The sequence below is a fragment of the Planctomycetota bacterium genome (assembly GCA_018242585.1).
GTDB lineage: Bacteria > Planctomycetota > Planctomycetia > Pirellulales > PNKZ01 > JAFEBQ01.
The window spans coordinates 34,718-55,978 of sequence record JAFEBQ010000021.1 but is presented as its reverse complement, the minus strand read 5'-3'; the positions used below and the strand labels follow the sequence as shown (position 1 = coordinate 55,978).

Below are 21,261 nucleotides of genomic sequence, written 5' to 3'. Positions count from 1 at the left end.
CGATATCGGAATACGACTTCTTCAACGCCAGGCCCTTGGCGGCCTGCACGGCGAGAATCGCGCCGGTGGTCGTGGTCTTGCCGTGATCGATGTGGCCGATCGTGCCTACGTTGACGTGCGGCTTGGTACGTTCAAAATTTGCCTTGGCCATTCTTGCTCCTACCTATTAATTCATGCCAACGATGAAAGACTTGTACTTGTCGAAACCAGCGAAACTCACGTTCCGCGAAACCCAAAAGCTGCTGAAGGGACTTGAACCCTTGACCTCGTCCTTACCAAGGACGTGCTCTACCAACTGAGCTACAGCAGCGCGTGTCCTCCTGACCGATCAACTGCTGCCGCCACACACCCGGCTCCAACTGAACCGATCACATACTGCCCAAAAGTCAAACCGCCAGCTACGACCCCTTCACCCCTGCACCGGGCGGCACGAGCCAAGCGGGTGAAGGGAATCGAACCCTCGTCATTAGCTTGGAAGGCTATTGCTCTACCATTGAGCTACACCCGCGGTTGCAAAACCCGAATGTCGAGATCATTTGCGCCCGCGCGGGCCTAGCACCTCACCAACAACCAATTCACGCTCAATCTAAAAGCCGCACTCGAACTTTCGCTATTCGAGCTTCGACTATTCGTCATTTCTTCAGTGGGGGGTACAGGATTCGAACCTGTGAAGGCATAGCCATCAGATTTACAGTCTGACCCCTTTGACCGCTCGGGAAACCCCCCGTGTCACTTGACGGCCGACGCAATCTGCTGCCGAAACCATCACACCAACGATTCACTAACTTGCATTTCGCCACAGCACTTGCCGCCTCGCTCGAGCACTCCGACGCAAACCCGCGCCAGGGCCAAGGAGACCCACTCGCAACCATCGCTCCGCGGCGCAATCGCCGCGCCGCGATTGATCACGACTGGCCCAAAACTGACAAGCGTCGCTCCGCGCGCAATGAGCTAGCGGAGGGACTTGAACCCACAACCTGCGGTTTACAAAACCGCTGCTCTGCCAGTTGAGCTACGCTAGCCTGGTAGTCCCGTTACGAAAACCTCTAAATATAGCGATGACAAAGACAAACACAATACGACGGGCACAAAATCTGCTACCCGCCAAACCCAGTCATTCCGCGCTGTAAACCCAATAAAAAAGACGGCGGAAGGACGGGGAAAAGTTCGGCCACGGCGGCTGCTTTTCAGACCATAGGCCCAATCGCCCATAGACCCGACAGCACTGCCGTTACCGATCTTCTCCGCGTTGCTTCCGCCGCCTCCGTAGGTTAGTTCCCCACCACTTGGGGAGCTCTTGATTCGATCGTTTCCGCACCTGCTGCCGCCACATTACCGCAAATCACACTGTGGCAAGACAGGGGGGCGCTATCAAAGCAAAACCGGCGGCTTGCGCCGCCGGCTGATGAGTTTGCCTATCTATCGGCGATTTGCCGGGTTTCGTTCAATCCGCGAGCATTACAGACCGGGAACGTCGATATGCTCTTCCTCGGCGGCCTTGCGCAGCTTGCTCAGCGCCCGGGCCTCAATTTGTCGCACGCGTTCCTTGGTCACGCCCATTTCAGCCCCCACTTCCTTGAGCGTTTGCGGCTCTTGGCCGTGGAGCAGGCCGAAACGTCGAATGATAATCTTCTGCTCGCGGTCGTCAAGTCGCTCGAGAATCTTGCCAATCTGCGATTCGCGGCGAACCTGGGCTGTTTCCTGCTCGATCTGGTCGCTTCGCCGGTCTTCGGCGGCGCTGAACATCTCGTCCAACCCGCTGCGGAACCGGTCGCGGCGACGCAACTCGTCGGGAATGGTCCGGGCGAAGTTCTTCATGATCGCCCAGCTAGCATAGGTGCTGAACTTGTTGCCGCGGCTGAAGTCGAACTTCTCGGCCGCGCGCATCAGCGAAATGTTGCCATCGCTGACCAGCTCAAAGAAGTTGTCGACCGGCCCGACGTGCCGCTTGGCAATCGAAACCACCAGCCGCAAGTTCGAGCGGATGATCTGGTTCTTGGTCGCCACGGCCTCTTCGTTCAGTCGTTCGATCTCGTCCATCACGCTGCTGCGCGAGTGGACCGGGTCCAACTCCTTGCGCAACTGCGACGCCTTGAACTTCAGGTAGTTCAACTTGCGGAAGTGGTAAACTTCCTGCTCGCGCGTCAGCAGCGGCATCTCGTACAAACTGGTCAGGTACGGCGGCAAACCCGCCGGGGGCCGCGCCTTCTTCACCGCCGGCGAAGGCGGGTACGGCGACTGCAGGATCTGGGCGTCGGCGTCCGCGCGGCTGAACGAGGCGTGCGAAATGTAGTCGAGCGGCAATTCCATGATCCGCTCGGCCCGCATCTCGTTAATCACGCGATAGATCGTCGTCCGCGTCCGGCAGAAGCGCTTGGCCAGCACGTCAACCGACACGCCGCGGCGATACTGCTGGTAGATCTTCTTGCGCGAAATCTCGGACAGCGGCCCCGTCGCGTCGGGAAACACCGCCAGGTCCGGATGCTCGGTATCAAAGGCCTTGATCGTGTAGCGGATCGTCTCGGCGCTGCGGCCGCTCCGCTCGGAAAGCCGGCGCGCCACCTCCGACGGGCAAGCGCCAGCCCGAGCCAAACGCCGGGCGTCGTCGATGATTTCATTCCGCTCGTTGTCGCTCAGTTGGCTGAACCGCGTGCCGCGGGCGACACGTTCCTCGTGCTTCGACACAAAGTGATCGACCGAGCTTTGCAGGAAGCCCACTCGCTTGCGGCCATCGAACATGAACCGCCGGCTGACCAGCCCATGCTGACGCCACCGGGCGATCGTCTTGGTCGACACGTGGAACTGCTTGCTCAGCTCTTCCACGGTCAGGACCGGTTCGCCGACCGAGTCGGCGGGGACTTCGGCCGCGTCGGACAAGTCCTCGACGAACAACCGCAAATCGTGCAACGCCTCCTGGCCCTCGATGCGCGCCGCGGCGTACGTCTCGGGACGGAAGTCGGTAATGCGGTAACAGAGGAAGTCGTACGGATAGCTGCGCTGCGGGTCGAGTTCATACAGCAACCGCTCGGCGCGGTTGACCTGTTCGACCTTCTTTTCGCGCGGGGCGAAACGAACCTGCTGGTCGCGCAACTGGCGAAGGACCGGATTGAGATAATCGGTGTGCATCTGAGATGACCCTCCCTGGATCGGTCGGTTTTCCTTGCGTTGCGGCGCCCGACCAACCCTAACTAGCCCTGCAACAACGGCCCGGACCCAAACGTAACGCACGCGAGTGGCTCCTCATTTCCACTGCAAGCGTGATGCCGCTTTAGGACCATTCCTACCGCTGTCCACCCGACCTTTCTTTCCGACCCACTCGCGTAGCGAACGCCGCCAGCTATCGGGCCGGAATCTACCGCATGGGGTGCTGTTTTGACAATCTGTGCCAGCACCGCGGCGACGGGATGCTGTATATACGGTCAATAGGTGTCAAAGGTTCTCAAGTTTGTTCGCGCAAAAACCGGGCTTCTTCTATTTTGACACAACGGCGGGCGATTCGTTGCCTAGCTGTCGTGATTTTCAGCTAAATCGCGAATGCATTGCAAGTTATGCGACAAAACGCCGCTCATAATTCACCCCAGATTCACGCGGCTTGTGCCAAGTTTCACAAGCACGTTGTTGCTCACCCTCCGTTCGAGTTACAACCTCGCGATTCCCGTTTTCCTAGCTGTCCAACCACCAACCTGGTCGCCGCGCGATCACCGCCTTGTTGAGAACTTCTTTTGATGTAGCAAACCGTCATTCCCGCGCAGGCGGGAATCCAGAGTGAAATCACACCACTAGATTCCCGCCTGCGCGGGAATGACGGGAACTGGGTTGGCGTTCGATAACTAGCCCCAAGCCGAGCGTCCTCTGCTAGCGATAAACCCTGACATTTACGTTGAATGAACCGGCACGCCGTGGCCGATTTTAGGCGTCACGGACTCCCCTGCTTGGGCCGTCCACTTGCTAGCACGACCTCATTACGCCCCACGTCGGGAGTGCATCATGCCGCGTTGCCTCGTCAATCGCCGGGCCGCTTGGCTGCTCGCCCTGTTGTTATTCGCCGCCGGTCGCCCCGGATTGGCCGCCGAAACCCACTGGCTTCGCCCCGCGCTAAAAGCCGGAGACACGGCTACGGTTGAGTTGCTGCTGGAAGTCGGCGGCAACTTGCAGGTTAACGAGCAACAAAATGTCCGCGCCCTGCCGACCAGCGTCGTCGGCAAGCTGCGCTATCACGAGCGGCTGATGAAGCTGAGCCCCGACGGGCAACAGGCCGATTCCCTCCGTTGGTACGAACAGACCGACGCCACGATCAAAGTCAATAACACGGTGACCAAGCCGGCGTTGCGCGACGACCGCAAGCTGATCGCCGCCCACCTGCGGGACGACCGGGCCACGCTGGTCAGCCCCTCGGGTCCGCTGGTCCAGGACGAACTCGAACTGCTCGACGTGCCCGCCAACACCGTCATGCTCCACCGGCTGCTACCGGACAAGGACGTGGCCGTGAACGACACCTGGGCCCACGGCGAAGCGGTGATGACCACGCTGCTGGGGCTCGACGCCGTCAGCCAGACCGACGTCGTCAGCCAGTTGAAAGAAGTCGACGCCACCGGCGCCAAGTGCGAGCTGTTCGGCAGCGTCCAAGGGGCCGTCAACGGCGTGGCCACCAGCATCGAGGTGAAAGGACGCTACAAGTTCAACTCGGCCGCCGGCCGGATCACCTGGCTGGCGCTGCTGATCGAAGAAAAGCGGTCCATCGGCCAGGTCGGCCCCGGCACCGATGTGGTGGCTCGGCTGCAAGTAACCATCAAGCCCGAGTCAGCGCCGGCCGAGTTGGCCGACGAACTGGTGGCGCAAGTCCCCTGGGCCGTCGAGCCAGGGCAGGAAACGCTCGAATGCCTGTTGCGCAACGGTCAACTGCAATTCATGCACGACCGGCGCTGGCACGTGATCGACGAAAGCAACGACGCCGTGGCGCTGCGGCTGGTCGATCGAGGTGAACTGGTCGCGCAATGCAACATCTCGTCACTCCCCTCGGGCAAGGACGTGACACTCGAACGCTTCCAGGAAGACGTGCAACGCTCGATCCAGAAGCACTTTGGCAGCTTCATCGAGGCCAAGGAAGGCGCCAACGCCCTGGGCCAGAAGGTCTATCGCGTCGTCGCCGCCGGCACGGTGGCCGAGTTGCCGATCCAGTGGATCTACTATCGGCTGTCGGACGAGCAAGGGCACCAGGCGGTGTTTGTGTTCACCATCGAAGAGCCGATGTTGGAACTCCTGTCGGGCGCTGACCAGGGGTTGTTCTCGTCGGCCCAATTCATCGACGGCAAGTCGCAAACCGCCGCCGTTCCTGCCGCCCAGCGCTAAGCACACTCGCCCGGCTGATACAATGCTGCTGGACGTCGCTCGGCAGTTCACTGATGGGTGGCACGTCCCAAGCGAAGCGCAGGGCGTGGTGAACCACCATTCACATTGCGGGGATGATATGCGCTTCCCCACGCCCTAGGAGGGCGTGCCACCCCGAAGTGGGCACGCCACGAGAAACGACGATGATTCGGCGAACCATGACCATCGCGGGTAATCCGGCTTGGGCGTTGATCGCCCAGGCCGATCATGCCCACTTGGCCTACGAGTTCGCCACGGCTTGGGGGCCCGAGCCGTTCGCGCCGCTGGCCGATCGCCAGCAAGTGCTGCGCGCCGTGCGGCATCACGACGATGGCTGGCCGGCCTGGGACGTCGCGCCGAGTGTTGACGCCTCGTCGGGTCGGCCGCTGCAATTCACCGAAATGCCGCTGGCCGAATCACTGGCCATTTGGCAACGCTCGATTGACGTAACCGCCGCGATTGGGCCGCTGGCGGCGTGGATGGTGGCGGGGCATTTCTCGGCTCTGCTCCGTCACACGAACAGTTGGCAAATCACGTCGAGTTTGCCCACATCGCAAGCCCACGAGTTCCTTGCCCGACAAGATGCCGACCGGCTCGGCTGGTTCGCCGACTGGCAGGGCGTCGATCCTACGGGCAATACACCGGCTGCGGCCCAGCGCGCGTTGGAACTGTTGCAATTCTTCGACGCGCTCAGCCTCTGGTATTGTTGCTCGGCGGCCGAGCAACCGAAGCCGCTGACGATCCCCGGCGGCCAGCCGTTGCGCCTCGCGCCCGAAGGGGCCGATCCGGACGGAACGCTACGAATCGGCTGGCAACCTTGGCCGTTCGCGGCGAGTGAAATGGCGTCGTCAGTCACCGCCCGAGCGGTTCCACCCGGCCGGTATCCCGGCGCTGCCGAACTGGCCGCGGTCCCGTCCGCCCTGGTGACCATTCATTGGCGATCCGCCCCCGCGACCACGGCATAACCGGCACGAACCGACCGGCGGACTCCTGCCCGTGGCCCCCTGCTCTGCCCGGTTTTCGCGGAAAACGGCCGGGAATTGGAAAAAAGTTGGGATTCGCCCGACCGGGCAACTAAACTGGTCATGTTGACTTTTCAGTCGGGGCGCTGGTTCCGATTCGGCTCATCGTGGCGGCGGTTGCTATGTACTTTCGGTTTTGCTTTGGCTTCGGTTCGCTGACAGCGCTGGTCTTGGCGCTGGTCGATCCGATTCAGGCCCAGCAAGTGGCCGCGCGCGAAACTCAGATCGCGCCCCCCAAGGCCGATGTCTATCGCAAGCTAGCCCCCGGCATCGAAACAACCATCCGCGCCGTCGACCGTCCGGCCGTCCTCGTCAGCCGGCACGATCTGGTCGAGTTCCTGACCGAGATGCCCAAATACGGCGAGCGCGAGGGGAACCCCGCTCCGTCGCCAGCCAAGAATGTCCGCTTCCTGCACGGTGCCAAGGAAACCGGCGTGCCAGGGCTCGACTTCACATTCAAGCCGCTGCGCATGATCACGATCGACGTCCCCAACGAACATGGCAAGATGGACCCGAAGCTGGTCTGGTACCTGGTCTATCGGGTCAAGAATCCATCGACCGAGGCGCCGTTCCGCTTCATTCCAAAGTTCACGCTCACCGATCTGGACAAGCAGGTGAACTTTGCCGATCAACTGATTCCGGTGGCGATCAAGCCGATCCAACTCCGCGAAGACCCCAAGCGCCCGTTGGCCAACACCTATGCGATTGCCGGCGAGATTCCCGCAGGCGAGCAGCGCTGGGGGGTGGTCACCTGGACCGATCTGCCGACGACGCTCCGTCGCATTACGATCACGGTCGAAGGGCTGAGCATGTCGTACCAATGGGAAGACCCCGAGGGAGCGTACAAGCCCGGTATGGCCCCCGGCAGCAGCCGCAAGCTGTCACAACAGGTGCTGCAGATCGACTTCTGGCGGCCGGGAGACGAATTTCACGAGCACGACCGGGAGATTCGGTACGGGCTCCCCGGCGAGGTTGACCACCGCTGGCTCTACCAGTAAGATTTCGGTTCTCGGCAGCCGGCAGCTAGGCCCCGATTTGGCGCAGTGCTGTTTGGCGGCAGTCCTTGATGATTGCCCGCCCGCGCCTGGCGCAATGCGCCCGCCGGCTTTTGCCCCCAGTACACGAAATCACTGTTTTTGCGAGCTGTGTCATGGCACATAAGAAGGGTCAAGGTTCGTCGCGCAACGGTCGCGATTCCAACGGTCAGCGCCGCGGCATCAAGAAGTATGCCGGCGAGTCGGTCGAAGCCGGCAACATCCTGGTCCGCCAGGTCGGCACCCGCTATTTTGCCGGCCGTGGCGTCGGTCAAGGCAAGGACTACACGCTGTTCGCCCTGGTCGATGGAAAGATCAAGTTCGACCAAGGTGGCCGTCGCATCAACGTCGAGACGGCAACCGCCTAGTCTCGCGCCAGGCCGCCTAGTCTCGCGCGAGCGACGAGGTTACCTGACCGGAACGAATTAACAGCAGCGAATCCCTAGCAGCCCACGGATGATCAGTCCGTGGGCTGTTTGCTTCTGGGGATGCTGTTTGCGTCCCTGCCCCTGGCTCGGTGATAATGAGGAACGCCGAGCGAGCTTCACGCTGGTGGGCTCGCCACTGGTGGCACCCTGATAGTACCGCCCCCCTGTTTTGACCTGCCCAAAGCCGGTCACCGTTTTTTGTTGAGAGCTGAATCATGTTTGTCGATCGCGTGCGCATTCACGTACAAGCCGGGAACGGCGGCGACGGCTGTGTCAGCTTTCGGCGCGAGAAGTTCATTCCCCGCGGCGGTCCCGACGGCGGCGACGGAGGCGACGGAGGCAGCGTGATCATCATCGCGCAACCGGGCGTTGACAGTCTGGCCGCCCTGTCGCAAAAAAAGCACTGGAGCGCCACCAGCGGCGAGCGCGGCGGCCAGGCCCAATGCTACGGCGCCGACGGCAACGACTTGATCTTGCACGTGCCGCCCGGCACGATCGTCCGCGACGCCACTCGCAACTTTGTCATTAAGGACCTGGCCGCGGGGGGCGAACAGGTCGTGGCGGCCCGCGGCGGCCACGGTGGCAAGGGAAATGTTCGCTTCAAGTCCTCGACCAATCGCGCACCACGGCAGTTCACCCCTGGCGAAGTGGGCGAGTCGCGCGAGCTGCTGCTCGAACTCAAGGTGATCGCCGACGTGGGGCTGATCGGCAAGCCGAACGCTGGCAAGAGCACCATGCTCAGCCGCGTCTCACGCGCTCGCCCCGAGATCGCCGACTACCCGTTCACCACCAAGTACCCGAACCTGGGGCTGGTCCAGGTCGATGAAGATCATTCGTTCGTGATGGCCGACATTCCCGGCTTGATCGAAGGGGCCCACGCCGGCGTCGGGCTGGGACACGAGTTTTTGCGGCACATTGAGCGGGCCGGCATCCTGGTCCACCTGGTCGAGCCCGAGCCTGTCGATGGCACCGACCCGATCGCCAACTATCGCGCGGTGCGGCAAGAGCTCGAACTCTACGACGTCCAATTGCGCGAGCGCCCCGAGGTGGTTTGCCTGTCGAAGTGCGAACTGCCCGCGGCGAGCGACGTCGCGGCGCGACTTTCGGAGTTGGTCGGCTACGACGTGTTGCAAGTCTCGGCCGTCACCGGGCGCGGGCTCGATCGGCTGTTGTTTGCCGTGACTCGCATGCTTGAACAGCAAAAGCAGAAAGCCGCCGCCAGCGAAACCCACGCCGCGGTTGCGACCGCCGCCGGGGCCGCGCAGGAGCCGGGCGCATGACGCCGGCCACCGGCGCGGAACTCGTCGCCGTCGACGTCGGCAACAGTCGCGTCAAGCTGGGGCGCTACGCTTCGCTCGATGCCGCGGCGGGCGCCTTGCCACAACCGACGTCGATGCTCGACGTTGTGCCTTCACTCGAAGCGAACTCGGCGACAGCTTCGCCGTGGAATGCCCTCGATGCCTGGCTGGCCGACAGGCGGGCCAGTGAATTCCGCTGGCTGATCGGCAGCGTGCAGCGAGCCGTCGCCACGCAACTGGTCGATTGGTTGCAAAGCCGCGGAGTGACGCAAGTGACGCTGCTGGCGGCGCGCGATCTGCCGCTGGAAGTGACGTTGCCGCGCCCCGATATGGTTGGCATCGACCGGCTGCTCGGCGCGGTGGCGGCCAATCGCTTACGCGCGGCTGATCGACCGGCCATCGTCATCGACCTGGGGACCGCCATCACGGTCGACTCGGTCACCGCGGCCGGACAATTCACCGGGGGGGCGATTCTGCCCGGCATCGGGCTGTCGGCCCGGGCGCTGCACGAGTTCACCGATCTGTTGCCGCTGCTCGACATGCAAAACCTGGCCGCGCCGCCGCCGGCACTGGGGACTAACACGATCGAAGCGATGCGCGCCGGCATCTACTGGGGCGCGATCGGGGGCGTGCGGCACCTGATCGAGTTGCTCTCGGCCCAGGGCAAGGCCACGCCCGAAGTCTTCCTGACCGGCGGCGCCGCGCCGGGCGTAGCCAAGCTGATCGCCCCCTCGGCCCGGTTTGAACCGACGCTGGTGCTGGGGGGCATCGCGCTGGCGGCGCGGCATCTGGCCGCAAACGATTAACAATGGTTGGCACGGCCGCTTGCGGCTGGGCCACCCAGGCAATTGCCCCCTGGCCTGGCAGGCCCCTCCCGGCCCAAACTTGCAAGAATGTGCAAAACGCTTATGCTTCATCGAATCGTGTAGGTGCTCGGGGCCGCCAAGCCCCCACTGCAAGGGGGCCAAGGCGGCAAAGGTTCGGAAATCGGCTGATTTTGGTGCAAAAGCGGGCCTCCGAGGGGCCTTTTTGCTGTTTTTTGCCAAAATCGAGCACAAGCTAGGTGACGTTCGCACGCCGCTCGGCAACGGAACGCTTACCAGTCGCTCACTGACCAGGCCGGAGGCCAGGGTCGCAGCCGCTGGTCCCTGATCGATCTTTCAGCCAACAGCCAATCTTCGGGTAACCGCGCGCGGTGCGCCAGCGGACTATGCAGCAATTCCTCTACCAATACCAGCCGCCCGAATTTGCGACCTGGGTCTATCTGTCGTCGCTGCTGACGATCGCCATCTATTTCAAGTTCAACCGGCTCTGGAGCCTGCGGAACCTGGACTTGCTGGCCCTCATCGCGCTGGCGCCGGGATTGTTCCTGGCAGAGTTTGGCGGGGCCAGCGAGCATTGGGGCTTTGTCTGGTTGTTCACGGTGGGCGGCGTGCTGATGATCCGGATGCTGGCCGACCCGATGATGGTCCGCCGCCCCCTGCTCGAGCCGAACATGACGACGGGGGGCCTGGCGTTCATTGGCGCGTCGTTGTTCCTGTTCCTGATGGCCAACGTGATGATGAAGGATGTCACCGAGGCCGACCTCGACGGTCCGCGCCGTGTCTGGAACCTGCTCGAGCGCACTTCCGCTCCCGATACGAACGACAGCCTGGCCGAACACGGCCCGGGCTATCCGCTGCTGCACCTGCTGCCGAGCATGTCGATGCGGCAACTGGTCAAGCCCGACGGCCAGCAGCCGGCTTCGGAAGAAAACGCCAAGGAACGCGCCAACGCCGCGGCGGCCCGAGTGATGGCGATTCTTTCGCACCTGGCGGTGGTGCTGGGGCTGGTCGTGATCGGCATTCGCCACTATGACAACGTGCGGACGGGAATTGCCGTCGCCACACTCTACCTGATGTTGCCTTACACCGCGGCCATGACCGGGCGCGTCGAGCACGTGCTGCCGGCGGCGCTGCTGGTCTGGGCCGTGGCCGCTTATCGCCGGCCGCTGGTGTCGGGCATGTTGATCGGGCTGGCCATTGGCACGATTTACTATCCGCTGTTCCTGCTGCCATTGTGGTGCAGCTTCTATTGGCAGCGCGGCTTGCTGCGATTCGGCCTGGGCGTGCTGACGACCGTGGCGGCGCTGGTCTTGTCGCTGGCCCTGACGAGCCATGACTTGCCATCGTTCCTGACCCAGATCGAGTGCATGTTCGGCTTCAACAGCCTGTCGATCGAAGGACTGTCGCGCGAAACGATCCACGGCTTCTGGAGCGGCGGCGGCACGATTGGCGCCTATCGCATTCCCGTGATCGTGGCCTGTGGCGTGCTGAGCGTGAGCTACGCCCTGTGGCCGGCGCAAAAGAACCTGGGCACGCTGGTCAGTTGCTCATCGGCCGTGATGCTCAGCACGCAGTTCTGGCAGGCGCAAGGGGGCGGGCTGCACATGGCCTGGTACTTGCCGCTGATGCTGCTGACGATCTTCCGGCCCAACCTGGAAGACCGCGTGGCAATTTCGACGCTCGACGTCGGCTGGTTCCTGGGCCGCCGGCGACAACTGCGCGTCCGCGCCGCGTAGAAAGATTTGCACCACAGAGGCACAGAGATCACAGAGAAGAAAAAATCGGTATTCTCTGTGATCTCTGTGCCTCTGTGGTGAATCCTGTTTTCTTATTTCTCGGCGTTGGCCGGGGCCTTGCCGGACAGAATCGCTTCGATCTCGGCGGTGAGTTCTTTCTTCAGGTTCGGCGACGCGCCGACGTGAACCACGCGAACCGTGCCGTCCTTGTCGATGATCACCGTCTGGGGAATCCCTTCGACGCCGTACGAGTTGGCGACACTACCGTCGCTGTCCATGGCCACCGTCGGCTTGAGCTTCTTTTCTTCCAGGAAGGGGCGGATGGTGTCGGCGTCTTCTTGCAGGTTCACCGCGTAGAAGACCACGCCCTTGTCCTTGAAGCTGTCGGTCACTTCGATAATCGCCGGCAGCGCCTGGACGCACGGCCCGCACCAGGTGGCCCAGAAGTCGAGCACGACGACTTCCTTACCCTTGTGCTTCGACAACTTCAACTCGTCGCCGCCGAGCAGCTTGACCGAAAAGTCCGGCGCTGGCTTGTCCTTGAGCGGATGCGGCCCCTGCTTGCGGCCGAATAGCGAATCGACCTTTTCCATCCCGTCCGGAGCGGCAAACACAAACGTCTTGTCATCGAGCTTGGGGCTCAGGCTCCAGTTCTCGAACATCACGGCCAGCGAAATGGTGATGCCCGGCGGCAACGTCGCGCCGCTGGCCTGTAACAGCTTGGTCATGTCGGGTGAAATCTTGCGCAGCTCGGGAGCGTCACCCTTGGTGATCCAGAGTTGCACATCGCAAGGGTCTTGCACGAACGTCAGATGGTCGCACTTCGTGCCGGCCACATCTTCCTCGCCCACGTACTTGACCTCGGTCACTCCTTCGATCAACGCGTCGTACGGCTTTTCGTTCCACAGCGGCGCGACGAATTGCAGCCCCTGCATCATCAACAGCCCGCTCAGGATGGCCGGAAACGGTTCTTCGAGCGACTTGGGGGCCGGCTCGACCATGTACTTCTTCATCATCGGTAGGGCGACGGTCAACTCCTTGCCGTCGTTGACGATCGTGGCGCCGGTTTCGCCCGACTTCAGCACGGCCGCCATCCGCTTGCCGCCCCGGTCAATGACCAGGCTGGTGACATTGGCGTTGGTCTGATTGACCGGCTGGACCGTCATGTTGGCGGTGACGTCGACCGAGAAGGCCTTGGTCTTGGCCAGCGCGTCGGTCATGCCGCGCAAGGCGCGATCGGCCTTGGGATCGACCTTGGCCGGCTCGCTCTTACCGGCGTCGGCAGCCGTGGCGACCAGCGCGCCCATGAACCACACCATCCAGCACGCGCCCAGCAACAGCCGTTTCATGGCCGATCCTTTCGTGAAATACCTGCGTCGTCCGCATTAAAACCTCAACACCGGTAAGCCTACCCGTCCCGTGCGCGCCGGGGAAGGGGAATCGTGAAGAGGTCCGTTGTCAGTGGTCCGTAGTCAGTTGTAAAGCAGAGAGATAGCCGCGAATTCGAGTGCAACGGACAACGGACTACTGACCACGGACACTTACGCCTCATACCCCAAGTTCGGCGCCAGCCACTTTTCCACGTCGGCCACGCTGGTTTGTTTGCGCGTGGCGTACGACTCGACCTGCTCGCGCGTGATCCGGTCAACGGCGAAATAGCGGGCCTCGGGCGAGCCAAAGTAAAACCCGGACACACTGGCCGCCGGCGTCATGGCGAACGTCTCGGTCAGGCGCATGCCCGTCGCTCGTTCGGCGTCGAGCAACTGGAACAACGTCCGCTTCTCGGTGTGGTCGGGACAGGCCGGATAGCCCGGCGCTGGTCGAATGCCCCGATAGGCTTCGTCGATCAATTGTTCGTTCGTCAGGTGTTCCCCCTGGCCAAAGCCCCAATCTACGCGGGCGCGTTTGTGAAGCGCCTCGGCAAACGCCTCGGCCAACCGATCGGCCAAGGCCTTGGCCATGATCGAGTTGTAGTCGTCATGGTCGCGCTCGAACCGCGCCACCAGTTCGTCGATGCCGACGCCGCTCGTCACGGCGAACGCCCCCAGATAGTCGACACGACCGCTCGCGCGCGGGGCGATAAAGTCGGCCAGCGAGTAGAACACGTCCTGGCCGCGGCGCTGCCATTGCTGGCGCAGGAAGTAGAACCGCGCCACTTCCTGGCCCAGCGACTCGTCGGCGTACAACACCACGTCGTCCCCGTCGGCCACGGCGGGCCAGAACCCGTAGACGGCGCGGGCACGCAGCAGCTTTTGCTCGACAATCTGATCCAACAGCCGATTGGCGTCATCAAAAAGTCGGCGCGCCTCGGTTCCGAATTGCACGTCGTTGAAGATGCCGGGATACTTGCCGCGCAGCTCCCAGGTGAGGAAGAACGGGGACCAGTCGACGTACTCGCGCAGCTCGGCTAGCGGAAAATGATCCAGCTCGCGCCGGCCGGTGAAGCTGGGGCGGTCGATGCGCGCCGCGGCCCAGTCGATCTGCGGGCGTCGTTCGCAGGCCTGGGCGTACGAGACCAGCGAGACTTCCTGGCGCGACTGGTAACTGGTCTTCAATTGTTCGTGCAGCTTGCGGTTCCGCGCGTCGAACGCTTCGCGCGACTTGGGATTCAGCAACTGCTCGACCACGCCGACGCTGCGCGAAGCGTCGGCCACATGGACGGTCGACTGCTGGTAGCCTGGTGCGATCTTCACCGCGGTGTGCTTGGCGCTGGTCGTGGCGCCGCCGATCAACAGCGGCACCTCGAACCCTTGCCGCTCCATTTCGCGCGCCACATGGACCATCTCGTCCAGGCTGGGAGTAATCAGCCCCGACAATCCGATGATATTCACCCCTTCGTGTCGTGCCGTCTCTAGAATCTTTTCACAGGGGACCATCACCCCTAGGTCGATGATCTGGTAGTTGTTGCAGCCCAACACGACGCCCACGATGTTCTTGCCAATGTCGTGGACGTCCCCTTTCACCGTGGCTAGCAGAATCTTCCCGCGCGGACGATCGGCAGCGCCGCTGGCCGCCTTCTCGGCTTCCATGAATGGCAGCAGATAAGCCACGGCCTTTTTCATCACGCGAGCGCTTTTGACCACCTGGGGCAGGAACATNNGTCGTGGACGTCGCCCTTGACGGTCGCGAGCAGAATTTTGCCGTTGTTCTGGCTTGCTTCGACGATACCCTTGGCCGCGTTACGCGCCTTCTCGGCTTCGATATGCGGGATCAGGTAGGCCACCGCCTTCTTCATCACGCGCGCGCTCTTGACCACTTGGGGCAGGAACATCTTGCCGGCGCCGAACAGATCGCCGACCACCTGCATGCCCGCCATCAGCGGACCTTCGATGATTGCCAGCGATGAAGGAAACTTCTGCCGCGCTTCTTCCATGTCGGCGTCGATGTACTCCACGTTGCCGCGCAACAGGGCGTGTTCCAGCCGCTGTTCGATCGTCCCCTGCCGCCATTGTTCGACGGCCTCGTCGGTCTGCTTGGCCTGGTTCTTCACGCTTTCGGCCATCTCGACCAGCCGCTCGGTGGCGTCGGGGCGTCGGTCGAACAGCACATCCTCGACGCGCTCCAGCAACTCGGCCGGAATCTCTTCGTAGACCGTCAACTGGCCGGCGTTGACAATGCCCATGTCCATGCCGGCCTTGATGGCGTGGTACAAGAAGGCCGAGTGCATCGCCTGGCGCACGGGCTCGTTGCCGCGGAACGAGAACGAAATGTTGCTGACGCCGCCGGAAATGCGCGCGCCGGGACATTTCTCTTTGATCAGCCGCGTGGCCTCGATGAAGTTGATGGCGTACCGATTGTGCTCCTCGATGCCGGTCGCCACGGTCAGGATGTTCGGATCGAAGATAATGTCTTCGGCCGGAAAGCCGACCTTTTCGGTCAATAGCTTGTACGCCCGGGAGCAGATGCGCACCTTGTCGTCGATTTCGGTGGCCTGTCCCTTCTCGTCAAACGCCATCACCACAACCGCGGCGCCGTAACGACGGATCAACCGTGCGCATCTCAGGAAGGCTTCTTCACCCTCCTTGAGGCTGATCGAGTTGACGATGCCTTTGCCTTGCACGCATTTCAAGCCGGCTTCGATCACCGACCATTTCGAGCTGTCGACCATGGTCGGCACGCGACAGACCTCGGGCTCGGCACTGACCAGGTTGAAGAACCGAGTCATCGAGGCTTCGCCGTCCAACAACGCTTCGTCCATGTTCACGTCGATGACGTTGGCGCCCCCTTCGACTTGCTGGCGCGCGACGCTGACGGCCGATTCAAAGTCGCCCGACAAAATCAGCCGGGCGAACTGCTTCGAGCCAGTGACGTTGGTCCGTTCGCCGATCATCGTGAAGTTCGTCTCGGGACGAATCACGTACGGTTCCAGGCCGCTGAAGTGCGTGGTCCGCGGCGGCGTGGGACGCTGGCGGGGTTTGTGCTTCGAGACCGCCTGGGCGATCGCCTGGATATGATCGGGCGTCGTGCCGCAACACCCGCCGACAATGTTCAACCAGCCCTCGGCCGCGTACTCGCCCAGCACGTCGGCCATCATCTCGGGTGTCTCGTCGAAACCGCCAAACGCATTCGGCAAGCCGGCGTTGGGGTAGCAACTGACATAGCGCGGCGTCAGACCTGACAGCTCTTCCAAGTAGGGGCGCAGTTGCTTGGGCCCCAACGCGCAATTGAACCCAACCGCGGTCAGGTCGGCGTGCTCGATCGAATACCAGCAGGCTTCGATCGTCTGACCCGACAGAGTCCGGCCCCCTTGAAAGATCGTGACCGAGCCGATGACCGGCAAACGCACGTTGTTCTTGTCAAAGAACTTTTCGATGGCGAACAACGCCGCCTTGAACACCAACGTGTCGAACGCCGTCTCGGGCAACAGCAGATCGACGCCCCCTTCGACCAACGCTTCGATCTGCTCGTAATAGGCGTCGACCATTTCGTCGAACGTCGTCGAGCGATGCCCAGGGTCGTTGACATTGCCCGAGATCGACAACTGCCGATTGGTCGGCCCAATCGAACCGGCCACGAACCGCCGCCGGCCGGTGCGAGCCGTCATGGCGTCGGCTTCTTGCCGGGCCACACGCACGGCCGCCAAGTTCAGGTCGCGGACCTTGTCCTCCAAGGCAAAGTCAGCCAGCGCCACGCGCGTGGCCCCGAACGTATTCGACTCGATGATGTCAGCGCCGGCTTCGAGGTATTGCCGGTGGATTTTGGCGATGGCGTCCGGCTGGGTAATGCACAGCACGTCGATCAGGTTCTTCAGGTCTTTGCCGTGCTGGGCGAATTGCCGGCCCCGGAAGTCCGCCTCGGTGAACTTCAAGGCGTGGACCATCGTCCCCATCGCACCGTCGATGATCGCAATCTGGTTCTCGAGCAGATGCTCGACGGCGGCTCGGCTTTCGTTGGGGTCGCGTGTCATGGGGCTTGCTGCTCAATCCGCTTTAATGTCAGAAGTCCTTGCCGCAACGGATTTTGTACCGCCGGGCGCACCGAAGTATGCCACCGCTCCGCTCGTTCCGGCAAGGGGGCCGTGCCGAGGAAGGCTGCGAAGTCTGGGAAGCCACAAGGGAACAACTACCCATTCCCCCCAGCCTTCGCACGTCGCAAAGCCGTCTAAAGACTCAAGATCATTATAAACCGTTCCCGATACAGCATGAGGTGGAGCGGCGGGCGCGGGCCCGACTGATGCGCTACCGTTAGATCATCTGCTGTCGTGACGATGATGAAGCCACACCTTTTGCGGACCCCGACTGCCCGACCTGCGGCGCCGCGCGTCCTGGTTTCACTTCCCGACTTGCGCGGCGAGGCGCTAGCCGCCGGTCATGCCTCCTCCCCAGCAAGAGCGACCGACAGCTATGCGGTTCGCGCTGACACCCACGATCCAACTCACGCCACGGCTGGAACTCGCCACGCCCGGCGGACGAACCTGGCCTGGCAACGGTTGCACGCCCGCAAGCTTCGCTTCGACGGCTCGCGGCAGGGTGGCTTGGGATTCATCGCTGGCCTCGGTCCCTGGATGCGGCAAGCGTTTTCGCGCTCGGCCGTGATTGCCGCCTTGCAAGGGCGCGCGATCTGGGGGATGGCGCTGACGGCCATTGTCGTGGACGTGATGGCGATTTACTTCCTGGGCCAACCAGCGCCGACGCCGACCGAAAGCCTACCGCCAATACCAACCATGCCCGCGGTCAGCGGCCCGGCGCTGCACGGCGCGCCCAGTGCCCTGCCAGGTCCGCAGCCCTTGCCCTCCGCGACAGGTTCGCCGATTGGCGTCCCCACGCCGGCGGCCGAAACTGCCTTGCCGCCAGCCAAGGCGCGCGAGCCGATGTTCCCCGCCAACAGCCCACGCTTGGGCGAACCGGCCGACCAGCTTCCTTGGGAAAACTGGTCGCCGCGTCAAGCGCCCGTTCCCGCCGACAGCAACGAATCGGCCGCCAATCGGCCGGCGCGCTTGCCCGGAGCCGCCGACACGCCCCCCGAGTATCGCACGGCGCAGTTGCCCAAACCTGAGCGCGCCTCGCCCCCCGCCGATGCCGCACCCGCGACCGGCAAAGCGCGGCTCCTGGGCACGATTCGCAAACCATTGCCCGAGATCAACAATGAGCACGCTCGACCAGGCCTTTATTAAGGTCTATCGCAAAGAGACCGAGCATTGGCTAGCGCAACAGGCCACGCCCGCGCGCCAGCCCATGCCCGCGCATCCGCCCGGCGCGCCGGTCGGGCTCGACGCAGCTCATGGACATGTGCCGTCGCCGCACGCGCGATTCGCGCCAGCGCCGACACCTGCTCCGCAAGTGATCGCGCCACCGCCAATCGTTCCGCCCGCCTATCTCGCCAGCACGCAGTATGCGGCGCCGCACGTCTCGCCGCCGTATGCCATGCCTCTGGGCCAGGTCACCACGCACATTCACGCCCCCCGAACCGTGGCCCACGGCGCAACGCACCTCAACCCGCCTCACTTTGCTCGGTCGTTACCGACCACCCCGCCGATCGATCCTGTGTCGCCGGCCGCGGTAGTGTTCGACGAAGCCACCGACGAGATCGCGGTCGAGCACGAAAGGGTCCAGCCCGCGTATGAAGTCGCGCGACTTCAGTGGCCCAGCCTGGTTGAACAGTGGGTCGCCCACGCCGGTTCAGGACTGGTGCGCTGCGCCGCCGAACTGGCCCGTCGCAATTATCAACAACGCAAGGTTCTGCTGGTCACCAGCTACCAACGCGGGACGGGTGTCTCGCACGTGGCGTTGTGTCTGGCTCGCGTGGCGGCGTCGGCGGGCTTGCGCGTGGTGCTGGTCGATGCCCACTTTCGCCAGCCGCAACTGGCCGACCTGTTGGCGCTGGCGCCGACAGTGGGCTGGAGCGAAGTACTGCGAGGCGAGCAACCGCTTAGCGAGGCGCTGGTCGACAGCCCCAGCGAGCAGGTGACCGTGCTCCCTCTGGCTGACGGAAAAGCTGCGCCGGCCGACATGGCCCTAGCTCCGGCGACGATTACCGAGCTACGAGAGTCGTATGACCTGGTGCTGCTTGACGGCGGCGCCATCGACACGGACGCCGCGGCCAAGAAGTTGACCGGGCTGTTTCCCCTCAGACCAAACGAAGGCAAGCGCCCCGACTGCGACGCCCTGGTAGTTCGCGACATGAGCGACCCAACCGCGTCACTGGAACACGTGGCCCGGCGGCTGCGCTTGGCCGGCATCGTTCGTTGGGATTTGGTGGATAACTTTTTAGGGGCGATTGGTGAATAGCGATTAGCCGTTAGCAATTAGCGATTAGACAGGACTGATACTCCGGCTCGCACTGAGCTTGTTCCCTTCCCCTACTAATCGCTAGCCGCTAATTGCTAACCGCTCCAACTAGCAACTCGCAACCAGCAACTAGCAACTTCCCTGCATGTACACCTCCTACTGGCAACTCGATCGCAAGCCGTTTGAGAGCGGCGCCGACACGACGGCTTATTACCCAAGCCAGTCGCATCAGGCGTCGTTGTTGAAGCTGCGCTATTCAATCGAGAATCGTTCGGGAGGGGCACTGCTGGCCGGGCCGTCGGGCATCGGCAAGACGCTGCTCGTGCGGCTGCTGGCCGAGCGGTTGGGCGAGGCCTTCCGGCCCGTGGTACACGTCTTCTACCCGGCTATGTCCTCGGCTGAGTTGCTCGCTTATCTGGCCGTGCAACTCGGTGACCGTTCAACGGCCCAAGCGTCGATGACGCTTGACGAAAGCGTGGCCACCATTGGTCGCGCCTTGGAACAAAACGTCGCCGCCGGCCGGCATGCGCTAGTCGTGGTGGACGAGGCCCAATCGCTGGCCGGACGCCAGGCGCTTGAAACACTGCGCCTGTTGATGAACTTCAATGTCGCGGGGCAGCCGGCACTTTCGCTACTGCTCGTGGGCCAACCGGCTTTGCTGCCGATGGTCGATCGCGTGCCCGAGCTTGAGGAACGCCTGAGCGTGAAGTGCCTGATGCGCCCCTTCACTGTCGAAGAGACGATGAGCTACGTGCAGCATCGGCTGGCGCTGGCCGGCGCGAAGCACGCGATCTTTTCGACCGGCGCGCTGGAAACCGTGCATCAACTTTCCGAAGGCCTGCCGCGGCGGATCAATCGCCTGTGCGACTTGGCGCTGCTGATCGGGTACGCCAACGAGCAGAAGTCCATCGACGCCGGGCTGATCGAAGCCCTGGCCGGCGAACTGGCCGGCGTGGCCCCGGAGTGAGGGACCGGCGGAGAAGAAGTTGCTGGTTGCTGGTTCCTAGTTGCTAGTGAAGAACCGGCGCACATCGAACGCCCCAACCAACACAGGCCCAGGTGTCTCACCCCCCTGGGTTTTTTTGTTGCGATGAGCCCTTCAGGGCGACCTACGGGCGACAAGCATCGCGTCCCTCGTTTTGCCCTCAATTCACCGGCGGTTTTCCGCACCTTTCGGCTTGCGCGAACCCTGATTATACTTGAGGATTCTTTACGGGCAGCGTTCGGTGGTCGGGGTCGACTCGCCGCCAACCGTGCTCGGACCACTAGCAACCAGCCGCTCGCAACTCGCAACTTTCGGAACACTTCATGCGACATGTCCTTTCGGCGACCGTGCAGAACGTGCCCGGCGTGTTGGCTCATATCTCCGGCATGCTCGCCTCGCGGGGCTTCAACATCGACAGCCTGGCGGTCGGCGCGACCGAGAACCCGGGCCTGTCACGGATGACCTTCGTGATTGTCGGCGACGACAACACGCTCGACCAGGTCGGCAAGCAATTGCGCAAGATCGTCACCGTGGTCGATGTCCAGGACATCAGCGCCCAGGACTTCGTCGAGCGCGACCTGATGCTCATCAAGGTCTCGGCCGCCCACGGCGGGCCGCGGACCCAGGTTCGCGAGCTGGTCGACATCTTCCGCGCGCGGATCGTCGACGTCAGCCAGGACGAAGTGATGATCGAAATCTCGGGCACCGAGCGGAAGATCGACGCCTTCATTGATCTGATGCGCCCGTTCGGCATCAAGGAGCTGGCCCGCACCGGCCGAATTGCCATGGTGCGCAGCGGCATCAAGGCCACCCAGGCCGCCGGCGCCTAGTCGCGCGGCC

At 62.9% G+C, this 21,261-nt stretch carries 14 protein-coding genes, 4 tRNA genes and 2 pseudogenes; 11 read left to right on the top strand and 9 right to left on the bottom strand.

Annotated features, from left to right (window positions below; genetic code table 11):
* From JSS27_11225 to JSS27_11200, 6 genes are all read right to left on the bottom strand, one after another.
* Positions 1-151 (bottom strand): elongation factor Tu (locus JSS27_11225; protein MBS0209511.1); only part of this gene is annotated, 151 nt, incomplete at its 3' end.
* Between the two features lie 86 nt (positions 152-237).
* Positions 238-310 (bottom strand) — tRNA-Thr (locus tag JSS27_11220).
* Between the two features lie 127 nt (positions 311-437).
* Positions 438-508 (bottom strand) — tRNA-Gly (locus JSS27_11215).
* A gap of 136 nt (positions 509-644) precedes the next feature.
* Positions 645-726 (bottom strand) — tRNA-Tyr (locus JSS27_11210).
* Between the two features lie 223 nt (positions 727-949).
* Positions 950-1,022: transfer RNA gene (locus JSS27_11205), tRNA-Thr, on the bottom strand.
* A gap of 436 nt (positions 1,023-1,458) precedes the next feature.
* Complete coding sequence (locus JSS27_11200) at positions 1,459-3,126, bottom strand: sigma-70 family RNA polymerase sigma factor (GenBank protein ID MBS0209510.1); 1,668 nt, start codon at positions 3,124-3,126, stop codon at positions 1,459-1,461.
* An 861-nt stretch (positions 3,127-3,987) separates the two neighbouring features.
* On the opposite strand from JSS27_11200, the gene JSS27_11195 reads away from it, so the two are divergent.
* The 7 genes from JSS27_11195 to JSS27_11165 all read left to right on the top strand — a co-directional run bounded on the left by JSS27_11195 (position 3,988) and on the right by JSS27_11165 (position 11,709).
* Positions 3,988-5,349, top strand: coding sequence for a hypothetical protein (locus JSS27_11195; protein MBS0209509.1), 1,362 nt, complete (start codon positions 3,988-3,990; stop codon positions 5,347-5,349).
* A 182-nt stretch (positions 5,350-5,531) separates the two neighbouring features.
* Positions 5,532-6,332, top strand: coding sequence for a DUF3891 family protein (locus tag JSS27_11190; GenBank protein ID MBS0209508.1), 801 nt, complete (start codon positions 5,532-5,534; stop codon positions 6,330-6,332).
* 179 nt (positions 6,333-6,511) lie between these two features.
* The gene (locus tag JSS27_11185; GenBank protein ID MBS0209507.1) at positions 6,512-7,387 is read left to right on the top strand and encodes a hypothetical protein; all 876 of its coding nucleotides are present in this window, start codon (positions 6,512-6,514) and stop codon (positions 7,385-7,387) included.
* 152 nt (positions 7,388-7,539) lie between these two features.
* Complete coding sequence (gene rpmA, locus JSS27_11180; GenBank protein MBS0209506.1) at positions 7,540-7,791, top strand: 50S ribosomal protein L27; 252 nt, start codon at positions 7,540-7,542, stop codon at positions 7,789-7,791.
* Between the two features lie 275 nt (positions 7,792-8,066).
* Positions 8,067-9,131, top strand: a complete 1,065-nt coding sequence (gene obgE, locus JSS27_11175) for a GTPase ObgE (GenBank protein MBS0209505.1) — start codon at positions 8,067-8,069, stop codon at positions 9,129-9,131.
* The gene (locus tag JSS27_11170; protein ID MBS0209504.1) at positions 9,128-9,955 is read left to right on the top strand and encodes a type III pantothenate kinase; all 828 of its coding nucleotides are present in this window, start codon (positions 9,128-9,130) and stop codon (positions 9,953-9,955) included. Before obgE ends, JSS27_11170 begins: the two co-directional genes overlap by 4 nt.
* 458 nt (positions 9,956-10,413) lie before the next feature.
* A complete protein-coding gene (locus tag JSS27_11165; protein ID MBS0209503.1) occupies positions 10,414-11,709 on the top strand; it encodes a hypothetical protein in 1,296 nt (431 codons plus the stop codon).
* A gap of 92 nt (positions 11,710-11,801) precedes the next feature.
* On the opposite strand, the gene JSS27_11160 is transcribed toward JSS27_11165, so the two are convergent.
* The 3 genes and pseudogenes from JSS27_11160 to metH form a co-directional block, all read right to left on the bottom strand.
* The gene (locus JSS27_11160) at positions 11,802-13,058 is read right to left on the bottom strand and encodes a DUF2092 domain-containing protein (GenBank protein MBS0209502.1); all 1,257 of its coding nucleotides are present in this window, start codon (positions 13,056-13,058) and stop codon (positions 11,802-11,804) included.
* Between the two features lie 192 nt (positions 13,059-13,250).
* A pseudogene (locus JSS27_11155) lies at positions 13,251-14,807 on the bottom strand (cobalamin-dependent protein).
* A gap of 2 nt (positions 14,808-14,809) precedes the next feature.
* Positions 14,810-17,116, bottom strand: a pseudogene (gene metH, locus JSS27_11150) (methionine synthase).
* A 303-nt stretch (positions 17,117-17,419) separates the two neighbouring features.
* Here metH and JSS27_11145 point away from each other — a divergent pair.
* From JSS27_11145 to ilvN, 4 genes are all read left to right on the top strand, one after another.
* Positions 17,420-18,322, top strand: a complete 903-nt coding sequence (locus JSS27_11145; protein MBS0209501.1) for a hypothetical protein — start codon at positions 17,420-17,422, stop codon at positions 18,320-18,322.
* The gene (locus JSS27_11140; GenBank protein ID MBS0209500.1) at positions 18,294-19,436 is read left to right on the top strand and encodes a hypothetical protein; all 1,143 of its coding nucleotides are present in this window, start codon (positions 18,294-18,296) and stop codon (positions 19,434-19,436) included. Before JSS27_11145 ends, JSS27_11140 begins: the two co-directional genes overlap by 29 nt.
* Before the next feature lie 145 nt (positions 19,437-19,581).
* Positions 19,582-20,403: an AAA family ATPase gene (locus JSS27_11135; protein MBS0209499.1), complete on the top strand. Its 822-nt coding sequence runs from the start codon at positions 19,582-19,584 to the stop codon at positions 20,401-20,403.
* A gap of 341 nt (positions 20,404-20,744) precedes the next feature.
* A complete protein-coding gene (gene ilvN / locus JSS27_11130) occupies positions 20,745-21,251 on the top strand; it encodes an acetolactate synthase small subunit (protein MBS0209498.1) in 507 nt (168 codons plus the stop codon).
* The last annotated feature ends 10 nt before the right edge of the window (positions 21,252-21,261 follow it).